General features: G+C 35.7%; 13 protein-coding genes. 9 read left to right on the top strand and 4 right to left on the bottom strand.

All coding sequences use genetic code 11. The annotated features are described in order from the left end of the window. Nucleotides 1-301 precede the first annotated feature (301 nt). From ACTWP4_RS16650 to ACTWP4_RS16615, 8 genes are all read left to right on the top strand, one after another. Nucleotides 302-970 (top strand): YesL family protein, encoded by a 669-nt coding sequence (locus ACTWP4_RS16650; RefSeq protein WP_443129914.1) that lies wholly within the window; start codon nucleotides 302-304, stop codon nucleotides 968-970. Beyond that, nucleotides 960-1913, top strand: coding sequence for a carbohydrate ABC transporter permease (locus tag ACTWP4_RS16645; protein WP_443129913.1), 954 nt, complete (start codon nucleotides 960-962; stop codon nucleotides 1911-1913). The genes ACTWP4_RS16650 and ACTWP4_RS16645 overlap by 11 nt, the downstream gene beginning before the upstream one ends. 18 nt (nucleotides 1914-1931) lie before the next feature. After that, the gene (locus tag ACTWP4_RS16640; RefSeq protein WP_443129912.1) at nucleotides 1932-2771 is read left to right on the top strand and encodes a carbohydrate ABC transporter permease; all 840 of its coding nucleotides are present in this window, start codon (nucleotides 1932-1934) and stop codon (nucleotides 2769-2771) included. A 184-nt stretch (nucleotides 2772-2955) separates the two neighbouring features. Beyond that, a complete protein-coding gene (locus ACTWP4_RS16635) occupies nucleotides 2956-4359 on the top strand; it encodes an ABC transporter substrate-binding protein (RefSeq protein ID WP_443129911.1) in 1404 nt (467 codons plus the stop codon). A gap of 92 nt (nucleotides 4360-4451) precedes the next feature. Continuing rightward, the gene (locus ACTWP4_RS16630) at nucleotides 4452-6272 is read left to right on the top strand and encodes a sensor histidine kinase (RefSeq protein ID WP_443129910.1); all 1821 of its coding nucleotides are present in this window, start codon (nucleotides 4452-4454) and stop codon (nucleotides 6270-6272) included. Beyond that, complete coding sequence (locus tag ACTWP4_RS16625) at nucleotides 6250-7857, top strand: response regulator transcription factor (protein ID WP_443129909.1); 1608 nt, start codon at nucleotides 6250-6252, stop codon at nucleotides 7855-7857. The genes ACTWP4_RS16630 and ACTWP4_RS16625 overlap by 23 nt, the downstream gene beginning before the upstream one ends. Further along, nucleotides 7854-9602 (top strand): heparinase II/III domain-containing protein, encoded by a 1749-nt coding sequence (locus ACTWP4_RS16620; RefSeq protein ID WP_443129908.1) that lies wholly within the window; start codon nucleotides 7854-7856, stop codon nucleotides 9600-9602. Before ACTWP4_RS16625 ends, ACTWP4_RS16620 begins: the two co-directional genes overlap by 4 nt. Continuing rightward, the gene (locus tag ACTWP4_RS16615) at nucleotides 9565-11364 is read left to right on the top strand and encodes a DUF2264 domain-containing protein (RefSeq protein WP_443129907.1); all 1800 of its coding nucleotides are present in this window, start codon (nucleotides 9565-9567) and stop codon (nucleotides 11362-11364) included. The genes ACTWP4_RS16620 and ACTWP4_RS16615 overlap by 38 nt, the downstream gene beginning before the upstream one ends. A 219-nt stretch (nucleotides 11365-11583) precedes the next feature. Here ACTWP4_RS16615 and ACTWP4_RS16610 read toward each other — a convergent pair whose 3' ends face one another. From ACTWP4_RS16610 to ACTWP4_RS16595, 4 genes are all read right to left on the bottom strand, one after another. Continuing rightward, entirely contained in the window at nucleotides 11584-12108 is a 525-nt protein-coding gene (locus tag ACTWP4_RS16610) for a nitroreductase family protein (protein WP_443129906.1), read from the bottom strand. Nucleotides 12109-12193: 85 nt separating this feature from the next. Further along, a complete protein-coding gene (locus ACTWP4_RS16605; RefSeq protein WP_443129905.1) occupies nucleotides 12194-13267 on the bottom strand; it encodes an ABC transporter substrate-binding protein in 1074 nt (357 codons plus the stop codon). A gap of 23 nt (nucleotides 13268-13290) precedes the next feature. Further along, nucleotides 13291-14064, bottom strand: coding sequence for an ABC transporter ATP-binding protein (locus tag ACTWP4_RS16600; RefSeq protein ID WP_443129904.1), 774 nt, complete (start codon nucleotides 14062-14064; stop codon nucleotides 13291-13293). Nucleotides 14065-14084: 20 nt separating this feature from the next. After that, the gene (locus ACTWP4_RS16595; RefSeq protein ID WP_443129903.1) at nucleotides 14085-14840 is read right to left on the bottom strand and encodes an ABC transporter permease; all 756 of its coding nucleotides are present in this window, start codon (nucleotides 14838-14840) and stop codon (nucleotides 14085-14087) included. A 100-nt stretch (nucleotides 14841-14940) separates the two neighbouring features. Here ACTWP4_RS16595 and ACTWP4_RS16590 point away from each other — a divergent pair, with 100 nt between their 5' ends. After that, nucleotides 14941-15363 (top strand): hypothetical protein, encoded by a 423-nt coding sequence (locus ACTWP4_RS16590; RefSeq protein WP_443129902.1) that lies wholly within the window; start codon nucleotides 14941-14943, stop codon nucleotides 15361-15363. Nucleotides 15364-15387: the final 24 nt, after the last annotated feature.

Here is a 15387-nt window from a genome sequence, read left to right as displayed (position 1 = left end):
TTTGCAAAGTGATCTTCTTTGCAAAGTTAGCTGAAGACGCGCCCCCCTGGAAAGCGAAGTGGGCAAGCCGTAGCGGTTGTAAAGCCTATTATTCGTTTCAAAATGACCACTTTGAATCACCATTATACATTTAGTGAGTATCATCCGCCTTATATATCAACAACTAATCTTTGTCTGCTAAAATGACCGGGCTTTCCAAGTTTTTCTTAAAAGTCAAATATCTATTGATAAAAGTAAAAATAGTGCTATTTTTACATAAATGAAAGCGTTTATAATTTTGGTAAGGAAAGGGGGAGACCAGATGCAGTTTGATACATCAAGTGGTATTTTCAAAATTTGTGAATGGCTTTATCGTCTTGCGCTGCTTAATATGCTAGCTATTGGTTTTACCTTACTAGGAGGGATTGTACTAGGGGTTTTCCCAGCAATCACTGCCATGTTTGCATTAAACGATAAATGGATGAAAGCCGAAGAGTTTCCTGTAATAAAAGAATATTGGAAAGTATATAAGCAACACTTCGTAAAAAGCAATGTACTTGGAGGTCTCATTTTAGTCACTGCAGTAGCATTGTATACTGATTTTGCATTAGTTCAAAACTTTAGCGGAATCCTTTATTATTTAATTCTTAGCAGTAGCGCAACCGTATTAGTATTAAGCTTTATTGTTTTATTATATGTGTTTAGTTTAATGATTAAATTTCCGGACGATGGACTGATGAAACAAATCAGAAGAGCAATACAAGTAAGCACACTTTTTCCATTACAAACAATTTGGATGGGGTTATCATTACTTAGTTTCTTATTTATCTGTTGGGTGATGCCAGGCATTGCCTTTTTGTTCTTGGGAAGCGGCTTAACCTTTATTGCCATGTATTTTAGTAAGTTCGCTTTGAAAAGATTGGACAAATATAATAGATTACCATTCGACGGAAGACTTATAGAAGAAAGAGGTGTTCTTCATGGCGAGTAAATCATTTACAACAGCAGAGGAACTGCAAAAATCACCAAGAACTATGAAAAAAACAAGAAAATCAAAAATTGAAAAAAGTGAAAATTTTGTCGGTTTTTTATTCGTTTCACCAATGCTATTAGGGATATCCGTTATTGTGTTATTCCCAATTGTAGCAACATTTATCTTAGCATTTGCAGATTGGAAATTTGTCACAGGAATTGATCAGTTACAATGGGTAGGGTTCGATAATTTTGTCGCATTAGCCAGTGATGAGAAATTTATTAAATCGGTGATCAATAATGCGATCTTTATTTTAACCGTCCCGATTACCATGATGTGCGCACTTTTTTTAGCGGTTATTATTGATAAAAATGTCTATTTGAAAAGTTATTTTAAAGTAGCTTTTTTTATGCCATATATATCTAGTGTTGTAGCAATAGCTGTTGTATGGCAGGTGCTATTTCATCCTTCTCAGGGGCCAATTAATCAAGTGTTAATGACATTTGGAATTGAGAATCCACCAACATGGATATCAGATCCAAATTTTGCTTTAATTTCGTTAATGATTATTCACATCTGGATTTCTATAGGTTTTAGTCTAATCGTCTATATTGCAGGTTTACAGTCAATACCTAAAGAATTATATGAAGCTGCAGATATTGACGGCGCTAATAGTTGGTATAAATTCAGAAATATAACGTTTCCTTTGATATCACCTACTTCCTTTTTTCTACTTATAACAGGGATAATTGCTTCATTTAAAGTATTTGACTTAATTGCTGTATTAACAAAAGGTGGTCCATTGAACTCAACTACTATGCTTGTTTGGCATCTATATGAAAGAGCATTTTTAGAACTTGATGTCGGATATGCCTCTGCGATAGCGGTCGTTTTATTCTTATTCGTATTTTCAATCACGATTATCCAATGGATCGGCCAGAAAAAATGGGTGAATTACTAAGAGAAAGGATGTGTTTTGATGGAAAAGCAAAGAAAATGGGATACCAAAAAAATCATTAGTACAATTATTTTATTCTTTTGCAGTTTGGCATTTTTACTACCATTTATTTGGATGATTTCAACGTCCTTAAAAATAGAAGCAGATGTTTTTAAATATCCAATAGAATGGATTCCTACACGATGGAATGCGATTTCCAATTACCAGGAAGTATGGTTTGGTGAACATCCATTTTATTTATATTACTGGAATTCGATAAAGGTTGCCGTATGTACTACCGCCATTTCAGTAGTTGTTTCTTCATTAGCTGCTTATGGATTTTCTAAAGTACGATTTCCGGCTGGAGCTTGGTTGTTTATTATAGTGTTAGCAACTTATATGGTTCCGCCACAAGCAAGCTTGGTACCGCAGTTTATCCTCTACCGTTATTTAGGCTTGTTTGATACACATATAGGTTTAATTTTATTAGGTAGTTTTAGTGTATTGGGAACATTTATGCTACGTCAATTCTTCATAGGTATTCATAATGATTTTATTGATGCAGCAAAAATCGATGGGGCAGGACATTGGCGGATCTTTTGGAAGATCGCGTTGCCCATTGTACGACCAGCAGTCGCTACTTATGCGATTCTTCGTTTCATATGGACATGGAATGATTATCAAAATCCATTAATTTTCTTACGTACTGATGCACTGTATACGATTCAATTGGCGATGCAAAAATTCACAACGATAAATGGTAGTTTCTATACCTTGATTATGGCAGCAGCCGTATCAGCTATATTGCCTCTTTTAATTGTCTTTATATTAGGTCAAAAACATGTTATCGATGGCATTGCTTTAGGCGGTGTAAAAGGATAAAGTAAAACTTGGCTAGCCGTCAAGTACTGGCGAAATCCTACGATCTCCTTTAATTGATTTTTCTTTCTAATAGTGAAAAGTAAAAATTGTGTTGTCATAGGTAAAAATAGTGCCATGTATTCATGTTATTAATCTGTTAGCATCAAATGTGTAAGGGTTTTCAATAATATTAGGGGGTATGAAAATGAAAAGTAAGATGTTGCTCTTATTATTAAGTATGACATTATTCCTTGGCTTGATGGTAGCTTGTAGCAGTGGTGATGATGAGACAGCTGCAGGTACTGATTCAGAAGAAGGAGATAACACGGAACAACAAGAAAGTGAAAATGAAGAAGAAGCGAGTTCTGAGGAGCCTGTTAAAATCAAATTCCATACGCACGGGAATGAAGCGTCTTATAACTGGTCTGAAACCATTCCAGCATTTGAAGAAGCATATCCAAACATCGATGTGGAAGTTGTTATTTTAAGTGAAAAAGGAGATACAAACGAAGCATTACAGAAGTTAGACCTTGCTGCTTCTTCTGGTGAACAATTAGACGTTTTAATGTTTAGTGACCCTGCTTCCTATGCACAACGTGTAGATCTAGGAATGGTTGCACCAATAGATGAGTTTATCGAAGAAGAAGGATATGATGTAACAGAAGAATATAAAGTGAATACACAGTTGGGTGATAAGTATTATGCACTTCCAGGTAAATTCAATCCATGGTATGTATTGGTCAATAAGGACCATCTAGAAGAGGCAGGATTAGAAATGCCTACAGACTGGACTTGGGATGAGTTTGCTGACTATGCTAAACAACTAACAACCGACGAGCATTATGGAACTTTCTTCCACGGACCACAAAATGGTGGCTGGATGGAATTCTTAAAGTTAGCATTAGCAAGTAAACCTGAAGGAACTGAATTATTAAAAGCAGATGGAAGCTCGAATTTTGAGGATCCTATGTTCAAGAAAACATTAGAGCTCCGCTGGCAAATGGAGAAAGAAGATAAATCAGCCACACCTTATACAGATATTATGTCACAACAATTACATTATCGTGATACGTTCTTTAATCAAGATGCAAGTCTTGTTATGATCGGAAGCTGGATGAATACAGAACTTGGTGGAACCGATCAATTCCCTCTAGAGTTTAATGTAGGTATTGCGCCATATCCGAAAAATAATTCGGATGATGAAGGCGGCTATACACCAGTTACAACAGACTATATGGCTGTAGCTTCTAATTCTGAACATAAAGAAGCAGCATACAAGTTCATTCGTTGGTATACAACAAAAGGGCAAGTAGTTCAAGGTAAAAATATACCATCCTGGAATGGTGTAGGTGATGATGAGTTAGAGAATATTGTTAATACTATTTTAAGTGATACTAATAATCCGGAAAAAGTAGATAAAGAAGCCTTAATTTCTGTACTGAAAAACTCCAAGGCATCTAAACTAATTGCACCAGCTCCATATCAAGCTGAGATTTATCAAATGGCAAATGATGAATATGAAAAATTAATTTATGAAGAACAGAATATCGATGAAACGATTAAAGCGATGCATGAGCAAGCGCAGGAAATTATCGCAAATAATCAATAAATCTTGAATTGATTTAGTTGAAGCGTTTACAATTACGATAAGGGACGTTAATTTCGTTATCCCCTGACATTCTTTAAATAAGGAGGATGATTATGTGGACTAAATACCGGAGATTAACGTCTCCTTCTTTTCGTTCAAAGGTATTCCTCGCATCTTTTATTTGTATTGGAGTCCCAGTATTACTGACATTATCTATATATAGCTACTTAACAAGGGATGCGGTAGAAGAACAGGCGATGCAGAATGCTAAGAAAGAACTAGATTTAACTGAAGAAAACGTTTCAAGAGTCATAGATGATGTGATCAATGCATCTAATTTTGTGCAGATTGACTCTGAACTAAATACGATACTGAAAAATAAATCGAATCTTACACTAGATGAAATCGATAATCAGAGTTATGCGGAATATTTAGAAGACCGTCAAGTTAGGAAAACAATTGAAAATATTACACTGTTAGGCGAAAAATCGTATGTAACGATATTGTTGAAAAATGGCCAGTATTATACGAATTATTCTACTGGTCAGTATGATCCTAATTCGCTTTATCAAGAGCAATGGTTTAAGGAATTGTATTCTTTAAACGGATTTGAATCTTACTGGTCTGGCGTGGAACCAACAATGCTGACATATGAACGAATCCAGAGTCCATACCAACTCTCTGTCGCAAGAACATTACGTGATAGCAATAGTGGAATTTACGGATATGTTATTGTCACATTACTGGAAACGAAAATTCGAAATATCTTAAACAATCGAAATCCATCAGAAGAAATTATGCTTGTAGATGATCAAAATCAGGTATTATCACACAAAGATCCTGAGCTAATTGGTGAGAAGGCACCTATTTTGGCCGATATAAATCTAACTGATAGTTCGCAAATTGCTGATTGGAATGGACAAAAATATGTGATTACTAATCAATCATTAAGCTTTAATGATTGGAAACTTGTGTCTGTTATCCCATATAAACAAGCTACTTCCAATATTAATTCGATCTTTTCCGAAGTGTTTTTGTTATTAGCTGTTTCTTTTGCAATATTTTTTGTTATCTTAGCTTATTTAATGAACAGAATCACTAGACCGTTAAGACATTTAGATAAAGTAGTGAAGAAGGTACAAACAGGAGATTTAAGTGTTCGATCGAAAGTAAATAGTAATGATGAAATAGGTCAGTTCTCTCATTCATTAAATCATATGCTCGATCGAGTTAACACGATGATTGATGAAGTAAATCAAACCCATAAAAGAAAGAGAAAAGCAGAATTGGCGATGCTTCAGGCTCAAATTAATCCACACTTTTTATTTAACGTGTTAAATTCGATAAGAATGAAAGTTTTTAAGTTTGGTGACAAGGAAAGTGCTGGCATGATTCAGTCACTTTCAAAGCTGTTACGGTGGACAATCGACTATAAAGAAGATCAAATCACTTTATTTGATGAAGTAAGCTTAATGAAAGATTATGTTAATTTGATGAATATGAGACAAAAAAATAAAGTGGTTTTAGAGGTAGATGTTACAGCAGAAGCCTATCAACAATTAGTGCCAAGATTTTTATTACAACCCTTGATTGAGAATTCGATCATTCATGGCCTGAACCAAGGAGAAGGTAATATTATCATAAAAGCAAATATTAATGATGAGGTGTTTCAACTTAGCATACGTGATAATGGAGAAGGTATCGGCAAGCAACAATTAGATAAGTTGAATGAGGCATTAAGTTCATCCAAAACGACTAAACGTTCCAATAAAGGGTTTTCCAGTATAGGTATGAACAATGTATACGAACGTTTACAGCTTTCTTATCAGGTTAGTCCGGAAATGATCATGGAAAGTAAGCCGAATGTAGGTACAATCATAACAATTAAGATTCCTTTAGGTGGTGAAGGTCATGTACAAAGTCATGTTAGTTGATGATGATTATCCAACGATTGAGTTTTTATCTGAAGCGATTCAGTGGGAGACACTAGGTTTAGAATTAGTGAGTACACATGAGAATGGACTACAAGCCTTTCATTATGCGAAAAAAGAGCTTCCAGACATCTTAATCACGGATATAGGTATGCCGAAAATGGATGGAATTGAACTAACAAAAGAAATCAAACAATTAAAACCAAATATACAAGTAGCGATTATCTCCTGTCATAACGAATTTTCGTATGCCCAGCAAGCTATTAAATTGGATGTAAAGGACTATATTTTAAAGGAGTCACTTAATCCAGAAGACTTAGAAAACATTCTAATGTCTTGTAAAAGGCGATTAGACAATGATACCTCCAAAGTGGTAGAAGTAAAACAATTAAGACATAAAGTAAAAATGAATTATGATATGGAAAATCAAAAGCTTTTACGTGAGTTTGTTCAAGGTTCATCCAATAAATTGTTGGATATTTTGGATCAGCGTGTACCTTATATTCCAGTTTATTTTTATATAAATAACTATTATAAAGTGAGGAAAAACTTTATATCTGATGATACTTTGCAATTCGCAATCTATAATATTATGAGAGAAATAATAGATAAGAAGGCAATTGACAAGCTTTTATGCATCCATTATGAACAAAATAAAGGTTTTCTTTTTTATCCTGATTACTTAACGATAAAATATGATATTTTTGGTGAATTACGTGCATTATTGAAAGAATTGCAACAATCATTGAATTATTATTTAAATATACAAGTAAGTTATTTGATAGGTGATAAAAGTGAGGTATCGTTGTTACATTCAGAAATTATGTCCTTACTTAATAGTGAAAAACAAACTTTTCTCACGCAAAATAATTCGATTAATGATCTAGAGAAAAAAACGTCAGCTTATCATGGACAAGAGATTTTTAATTATTATCAGGATGTGACAAACGAATTAAAAAAAGCGATGTTTCAACGTGATCTGTTATTGTTTAAGGTAAATCTGTCCAAATGGATAGACTTTTGTATTTCGAAGCAGTATGAGCCAAAGGTTGTTAAAGAATGGTTTCTTCGAATGATTTTAGATTTAAATATGCGATTACGGACGATTCCGTATTTTCAATCAAATTATCATGTCGAATCGATTCAAGAAGAGGTTTTTTTGTTAGATACCATATATGAACTGCAAGAATGGCTTAACAATTATGCGGAAAAATGTTTGGAAGAAACAACACAACAATTGAAAAACAATTATCATAAAGATGTCGTTAATGCATGTTACTATGTTGCGGATAATATCGAGAAAAAACTATCCTTAGATGAAGTGGCAGAATATTTATATTTAAATGCTAGTTATTTTAGCAGACTTTTTAAAAAGGAAATGCAGATAACTTTTGTAGAATATGTTAAGCAAAGAAAAGTAGAAAGAGCCAAAGAGTTATTAGAATTAACCAATGATTCCGTTGGTCATATATGTGAGCAGCTCGGATATGATAACCAAAGCTATTTTATTAAAATATTTAAAAAGCTGGAAGGATGTACACCCCTTGAATATAGGGGACTTAAATGGAATGGGGCAAATGCTAAATGAAGTCGAGTTGGAAATGTAAGGTCATAGCACAATTGGAGAAGGATGCGGAGCAGTTTCTCAACACACCCGCTATCAACATCAACTTCGATACTTACCGCGAATTTATGCGCAATGGTGATCGACAAGCATATGAAGCACAGTATTTTTTACGGCGAAAAAGATTAACGACATTTGGTTTGCTCCAACATCTTTATCCGTTAAAGAAATTGTATTTAGATGCGATAGAAAATGAAATATGGCATGTGTGTAATGAATTTACTTGGTGTCTACCTGCACATCTGGATCACCTATTCGAGGAGCAAGACTATAAAACTTACAAACAAACGAATCAACTGCAATATACTGTTGATCTTTTTGCTGCAGAGACAGCTTTTACTTTAGCTGAAATCATCCATTTGTTTGGTGAACAACTGGACGATTTTCTAGTGGAAAAAGTAAAAATCGAGATCGATCGACGAGTGTTCACACCTTTTTTAGAGCGTACTTTTCATTGGGAAACGGCGACACATAATTGGGCATCAGTGTGTGGCGGATCGATTGGATCAGCTGCATTATATTTATTAAATAAAGACAGGCAAAGTCAAATTATCGACAGAGTGATGCAGACAATGGGATATTATCTAGCAGGTTTTGAAGAAGACGGGGCTTGTACTGAAGGTTATGGTTACTGGAAATATGGTTTTGGTTATTTTGTTTATTTTGCTGATCTTTTAGAGCGTTACCGAAACATCAATTTATTCGAAGATCCGAAGATTAAAGCTGTTGCATTGTTCCAGCAAAAGGTCTTTTTAGCGGGTAATGATGTGGTGAATTTCTCTGATGCAGAACCAACTGCCACTCCGACGCTAGGATTTACACATTATTTGCATAAAAAATTCCCCGAAGTACATCTTCCATTGGAGAGGGTTGCTTCAGCGAAGATTGTCGATCACTGTGGCAGATGGGCACCCGCAATCCGCGAATTATGGTGGTATGATCAAGAGCTGAAGGGAAGAAATTGGCCGACAGATAGTTACTTTATGGAACATTCGTCTATCTTTCTATCCCGTATAGAGCAATATGCATTAGCTGTGAAAGCAGGACATAATGATGAACCACACAATCATAACGATGTTGGCCATTTTATTCTGTATGGTCGTGGAAATGTTTTCTTACGGGATTTAGGATCTGGCCAATATCATAAAGACTATTTTAATGACAAACGTTATCAGTTTATTTGCAATAGTGCAGAAGGTCATTCAGTGCCTGTTATTAATGAATCCTATCAGCAAGAAGGTAAGCAATATTCTGGTAAAATCACACAAGTGAACCAAAACAATGATCATGATGATATCGAATTAGATTTAAGCAGTGCATACTCGGAACAACTGGAGTACGTTCGAAGGCTTCAATGGTATAAGAAAGATAGACCGAAGTTAGTGTTGATCGATAATTTTGCATTTAATGAATCACCAACGTCCTTGGTTGAATCTTTTATTGCAGAGGATCTTCCTTTTGACTTGCAAGATAATAAGATTTGTTTAAATGGTGATGAGGAAACATTGGAAATATTATACGAAAAGGATAAAGTAATCCCTAGTGTGGAAAGAAAATGTTTCCGAAATCATCAGGGGGAAATCGAATATTATTTACATATTTTATGTGAAGTTGTTGGCGTCAATCAAAATTTTTCGCTAAGATTCGAATTTAATTTCGAGGAGGGACATGATGGAGCAGAATCCATTACAGACGAAGAAAGATATTGAGAGATTACTGATGGATATGTGGGAACCACTAGCACCTTACTATGATGAAACATGTTCACGCATTCGGGTTGGACAGACAGCTGCAGCTTATTCTGAAGATGTAGCTGGTTTGGAATGTTTTTCAAGAGTCTTATGGGGAGCGGCACCTTTATTAGCATCTAATGGCAGTACAGATTTATGGCCAAAACATTTGCAAGGAATCATTAATGGTACAGATCCACATAATGAAGGGTACTGGGGGGAAATCAAGGACTATGACCAACGAATTGTTGAAATGGCAGCTTTCGGGTACACCTTATGTTTAGCACCAGAACATGTTTGGGAGCCACTCACCAAAGTGCAAAAAGCAAATTTGCTTAACTGGTTATCGCAAATAAATAAACACCTTGCTCATGATTGTAACTGGTTATTTTTTGCTGTGATCGTTAATATCGGTTTGAAACAGGTTGGAGCACCATATGATCAGGCAACCATCGAACAAAACTTAAACAGGATAGAGGATTTTTACTTAGGTGATGGCTGGTATAAGGATGGCGAAGTAGCCCATGTAGATTATTACACTCCTTTTGCATTGCATTATTATGGACTCTTCTATGCTGCCATGATGGAAAAGGATGATCCACAACGTTCGAAAGTATATAAAGAAAGGGCAACTTTGTTTGCGAAAGATTTTCTTCACTGGTTTAGTGAAGATGGTCGTGCTCTTCCTTATGGTCGTAGTCTAACTTATCGCTTTGCTCAGTGTTCATTTTGGAGTGCTTATGTCTATGCAGGACTTGATGACATTCCTTTAGGTGTAATAAAAGGAATCATTCTCAGACATCTTCGCTATTGGTGTAAGCAGGATATTTTTCTGGCAGATGGCACATTGTCGATTGGCTATCAATATCCGAATCTATTAATGGCTGAAAACTATAACGCCCCAGGCTCCCCGTATTGGGCATTTAAGGCGTTTCTTATTCTAGCATTGCCAAACGAACATCCTTTTTGGCAAGTGGAAGAAGCCAGATTACCACCATTACCGTCGAAGGCTTTACAGGAAAAATCTTCACTTATATTGGAACGTGATCTAACGTCTGACCATGTGGTGGGTTTTACTCCAGGATATAAACACACAAATGGCCACACACACACCTCAGCTAAATATGAAAAGTTTGCTTATTCTAATCATTTCGGGTTTAGTGTTCCCAGAGCGGAATGGGGATTAGACCAAGGAGCATATGATAGTATGCTTGCCGTTAGTGAACAGGATGAACTTTATCGAGTGAAACGATCGGTGATTGATAAAGGATGGAATGATGATGTGATTTATTTTAAATGGAAGCCATGGCACGATGTTGTGATAAAAACATGGCTTATTCCTGGGGTTCCATGGCACATTCGTATTCACCAATTGGATACAACCAGACCATTGGATATTGCTGATGGAGGATTTGCGTTAGGTTTAGCAAACCAAGATCAGGACAATAAAATTACATTGAAAAATGCTCAAACCCCATTTGGAAATGTTGCTGCAAAGTCGTTAGCTGGAAAAGGAGAAGAGGTACAACTATTTCCGAACGCTAATACTAATTTGATGGCCAAAAGAACAGTGATCCCGACGATTAAAGCAAGAATCGGACCAGGTCAGCATCAGTTCATCCATGCGTTTTTTGGTTCACCTAATATATGGGATGAAAAATCACCTGTTTTAGAAAATGGTGTTATTCATTACAATAGTAAAAAATGGGTAGTAGAGGAATTGTTACAACAGCAGCCATAACTAACTGTGTGGTTGCTGTTTTTGATTGATTTGATAGAATGAAGGACAGAAATAGAGGGAAACAAGAAAAATTGTTCTTCATAAAGCCGATGAGGGACAAAAGAAGTGGAAAAAGAAAAAAACTGTCCTTCATAGAGTGAATGACGGACAAAAGTATCGGGAAATCACAAAATTTGTCTTTCAAAAAACAAATGCCAAAACTAATATGTTGATATTCTATTATTTAAACTGTTCGTAATGAACGATTTCTTCTCTTGGTATGTGCTTTTTGGGTGGTTTTGTCTCATCAGGGTATCCAAGGCCGATTATGGCAACTACTCGACGATCCTCAGGAATAGATAAGACTTTTCTGGCGTGGCTTTCACGTCTCTCTGATTCTTCTGCATCCTCTGCATGATATATTGCACCAAAAGCACCAACTAAACCTTTCTCCACTGCTTCAAGCCAGCAATATCCGGCTGCAATGGAACTATCCTGTAACCAATATTTGCTTATATCAGGTCGACCGGTAATAGCGATTGCTGCTTTTGCTTCGGCAATCCATGGCATAAATGGGGTTGTTTCTTTTAAAGTAACTAATTTTTCTGGGTCTGTCACAACGATAATATCTTTAGATGGTAGATTATTTCCTGTAGGTGCAAAATAAGTAGCATCAACAACTGCATCCAGCAATTCTTGTTCAATCTCACGATCTTTGTATCTTGTAATTTCTCTTCTGTTTTTAATTGCTTCTAATACATCCATGAAACCCCTCCTATTTCCATTTATTACATTTTATCAATAGGTTGATAGAATATCTATTCATCTGATTGAAATAGGAAGGAATTATTTATTCTTCATACGTTCCGATTAAATCGAGCACTTCTTCAACTAGAGACATATCTATAATTTTATCAAAATCTAAATCACCTTGAATTGCACCATTATCTTTATAAAATTGATACTGTTTTTTTACATCCTCTTCAAAAATGTAGCCATTTGGATTTAACCCGGTAACACCAACTTCTTTCCAAAGTTCCTCATCTTTTAGTGCCGTGTGATTGGCCATGATGGAGACAACTTCACCACCGTCATCTTTTCCTTTAACAAAGACATCATGGTAATCGCGCACTCCTCTTAAATATGCTGCCATGAAACGAACTGCTACATCTCGGCGTTCTGTTAAGAACTTTGGTGAACCTAAAACCATTGCTATTTGCGCTTCTGGAGCATAATCTGTTGCATCCAGGAAACGTTTGTGGATGCCTTTATTTTCCCCTTGTGTGATCAGAGGTTCAATTTGTAAAGCTAGATCAATTTGTTTATTGCCCATCGCTGCCATCATATTGGCAAAGTCACTCATTAAGACAAATTCCACTTCATCTGGGGAAACTCCACCATGTTTCAGCATTTCATTGTAAATATAGTGATCAACAGCATTTTTAGTTGATACGGCGATTTTTTTCCCCTTTACATCAGGATAGTCAGTAATTTCATCCTTTAAATCATCTCTTACGACAAAGGTGAAATAAGAGTTGCCTTTATTGTTATGTCCTTTATCTGCTATAAAACGTACATCAATACCTTGTGCGATAGAATTGAAGAAAGAAGCGGAAGATACCCCACCGGCTACATCAACTTCACCAGCTGCAACAGCAGGTAGCATTTCATCACTATTACCAAAAGTCGCAAATTCAACATCAATATTATATTCTTCAAAGTAACCTTTATCTTTTGCAATGTAAAAACCAGCTCCAGATGCAGATCCATCTTCTGCTATTACTACTTTTGCTGTTTCTTCTAGTGGAGATAGCGGATCGGTATTCTCGTTGTTACCTTGTTGACTTGATTCAGATGATTGACAACCACTTACAACCAAAAACGCAACAACTGTCATGATGATTAAAAATAAATACTTTTTCATCGTTATTCCTCCATTAAAATTACTCACTTTAACCTAGATTGCTTTACTTCACTTTGTAGATGCTCCCATACATCTAAGAAAATGTCAGTCATGGTTGAATCTGATCGAACTTTTTCAATGGACCGTGGTCGTTCCATCTCGATGGTAATGTCTTTGACAATTTTTCCGGGTTGCGAGCTCATCAGTAATATCCGATCACTCAGTAATAAGGCTTCGTCAATACTATGGGTAATGAATAAGACGGTTTTTTTCGTTTCCTGCCATATCGACAGTAATTCTTCCTGTAAAATAAATTTATTCTGTTCATCAAGGGCAGCAAACGGTTCATCCATTAATAAAATTTCCGGATCATTTGCGAAAGTACGCGCAATACTGACACGTTGTTTCATTCCGCCTGAGAGTTCTTTAGGGTAAAGGCGTTTGAAATTTGTTAGACCAACTTTGTGTAAATAATACGCTGTACGATCCTTAACATAAGAGCTTGGTAAATGTCTCATTTTTAGTCCGAAGGCAACATTTTCTTCAACAGTTAGCCACGGGATAATACCATTTTCCTGAAAAACCATGGATTGTAATGGTTTTTGTTTATCTGTTTGGTGAATGAATACATCTCCTGTACTCGGTCTTTCTAAATTAGCTAAAATTCTAAGTAAGGTTGTTTTTCCGCAGCCACTCGGACCTAATAAACAGACGAATTCTCCTTGTTGAATCGATAATGTGATATCTTGTAATGCTTCAATATACTTATTTCGTTTGATGAATTTTTTCGATAATTGATTAATCTCAATTTTAGACAACTTAATCCCTCTTTTCTACATTATTTCCAGGGCAATAATTTTCGTTCTATTCCTCTTAATAATAAGGAGAAAAAGTAACCAAAAAACGAAATAAGCAATAATCCAACATACATCTGCGGCAGTAAAAAAGCTTTGTAGTTCATCCAGATTAGATAGCCGATTCCTGAAGTAGCACCAATCATTTCTGCTGCCACTATTGTCAGTAATGCAATCGCCTGACCCATTTGAATACCTTCCAACATCACCGGTAATGAACCTGGAAGGGCAATTTTGAAAAAGAAGTCTTTTGCGTTGGCTTGATAATTTTTTGCAACGTCCAAGTAGATTTTATCGATATTGGCAACCCCTGCAGCAGTATTAATGGCTACTGGAAAAAAGACACTAATTGCAATTGTAATCATTTTCGAAAATTCTCCGATACCAAATAAAATCAGGATAATAGGAAGCATCGCTATTGTAGGAATTGGCATAAAAATCATAATTATAGGTGAGAAAAAATGTCGAAAATACCGATACATCCCCATTAACAGCCCAATACAGATCGCAGGAATAACCCCTAACAAGAACCCAAGTGCAATCCGAGTTAAACTAACAGTGATGTGTGTGAAAAGCTCCCCAGACTCTCCCATTTGTATAAGTGTTTGTATTATTAGAGTTGGTGCTGGAAAGAAACGTGGATCTAGTATTGCAAATTGAGATAAAATCTCCCATATTAAAAGTAAACACAATGGGGAGGAGACGGTAATCAATTGTGGTATAGATACTTTTTTTCGCATGACATCTCTTCCTCTCTTTATATGGCTATCATATGTATTCGCCCAGAAGGTGTGCAAAAAAAGTGTGTATGATAAACTGGCAAGAAAGAGGAGGGGGCCGATGAAAAAAGTAATAGTTTTTCTTATTACTATCGTGCTAACCGGTTGTCTTTCAAATGTGGAGCAAGGAGAGTTATATCTTAGTGAGCAAGTAGGTATAGATGGAGAAAGAGATATAGATGTTATTACAGATCAAGAGGTATTGAACGAAGTATGGGAAAAGGTAGAGTTTCAAAAATCTGTACCTACGATAAATGATGGTGAAGCTTTTATAATCGCTTATACAATGGAAAATTCTTGTGCGAAAAGTATTGATCACACTACTATAACAGAAGTGGAAATATTTCATATTGAAACGAAAAAGCGAGGTACCAATTGTAATGATATAGGTATCGAGAGGACTTTTGTCTTTGAAATAGACAAAGAAACGTTTACTAAATTAGAATCAATTGAATGGGAAGAGGAGCCATTTACTATACATTGAAAATTTAAGGCAATTGGGATACAG

The organism is Gracilibacillus sp. D59 (assembly GCF_052246695.1).
Classification (GTDB): domain Bacteria; phylum Bacillota; class Bacilli; order Bacillales; family Amphibacillaceae; genus Gracilibacillus.
Note: the sequence above shows the minus strand (reverse complement) of the source record. Positions and strands in the feature narration are given on the sequence as shown.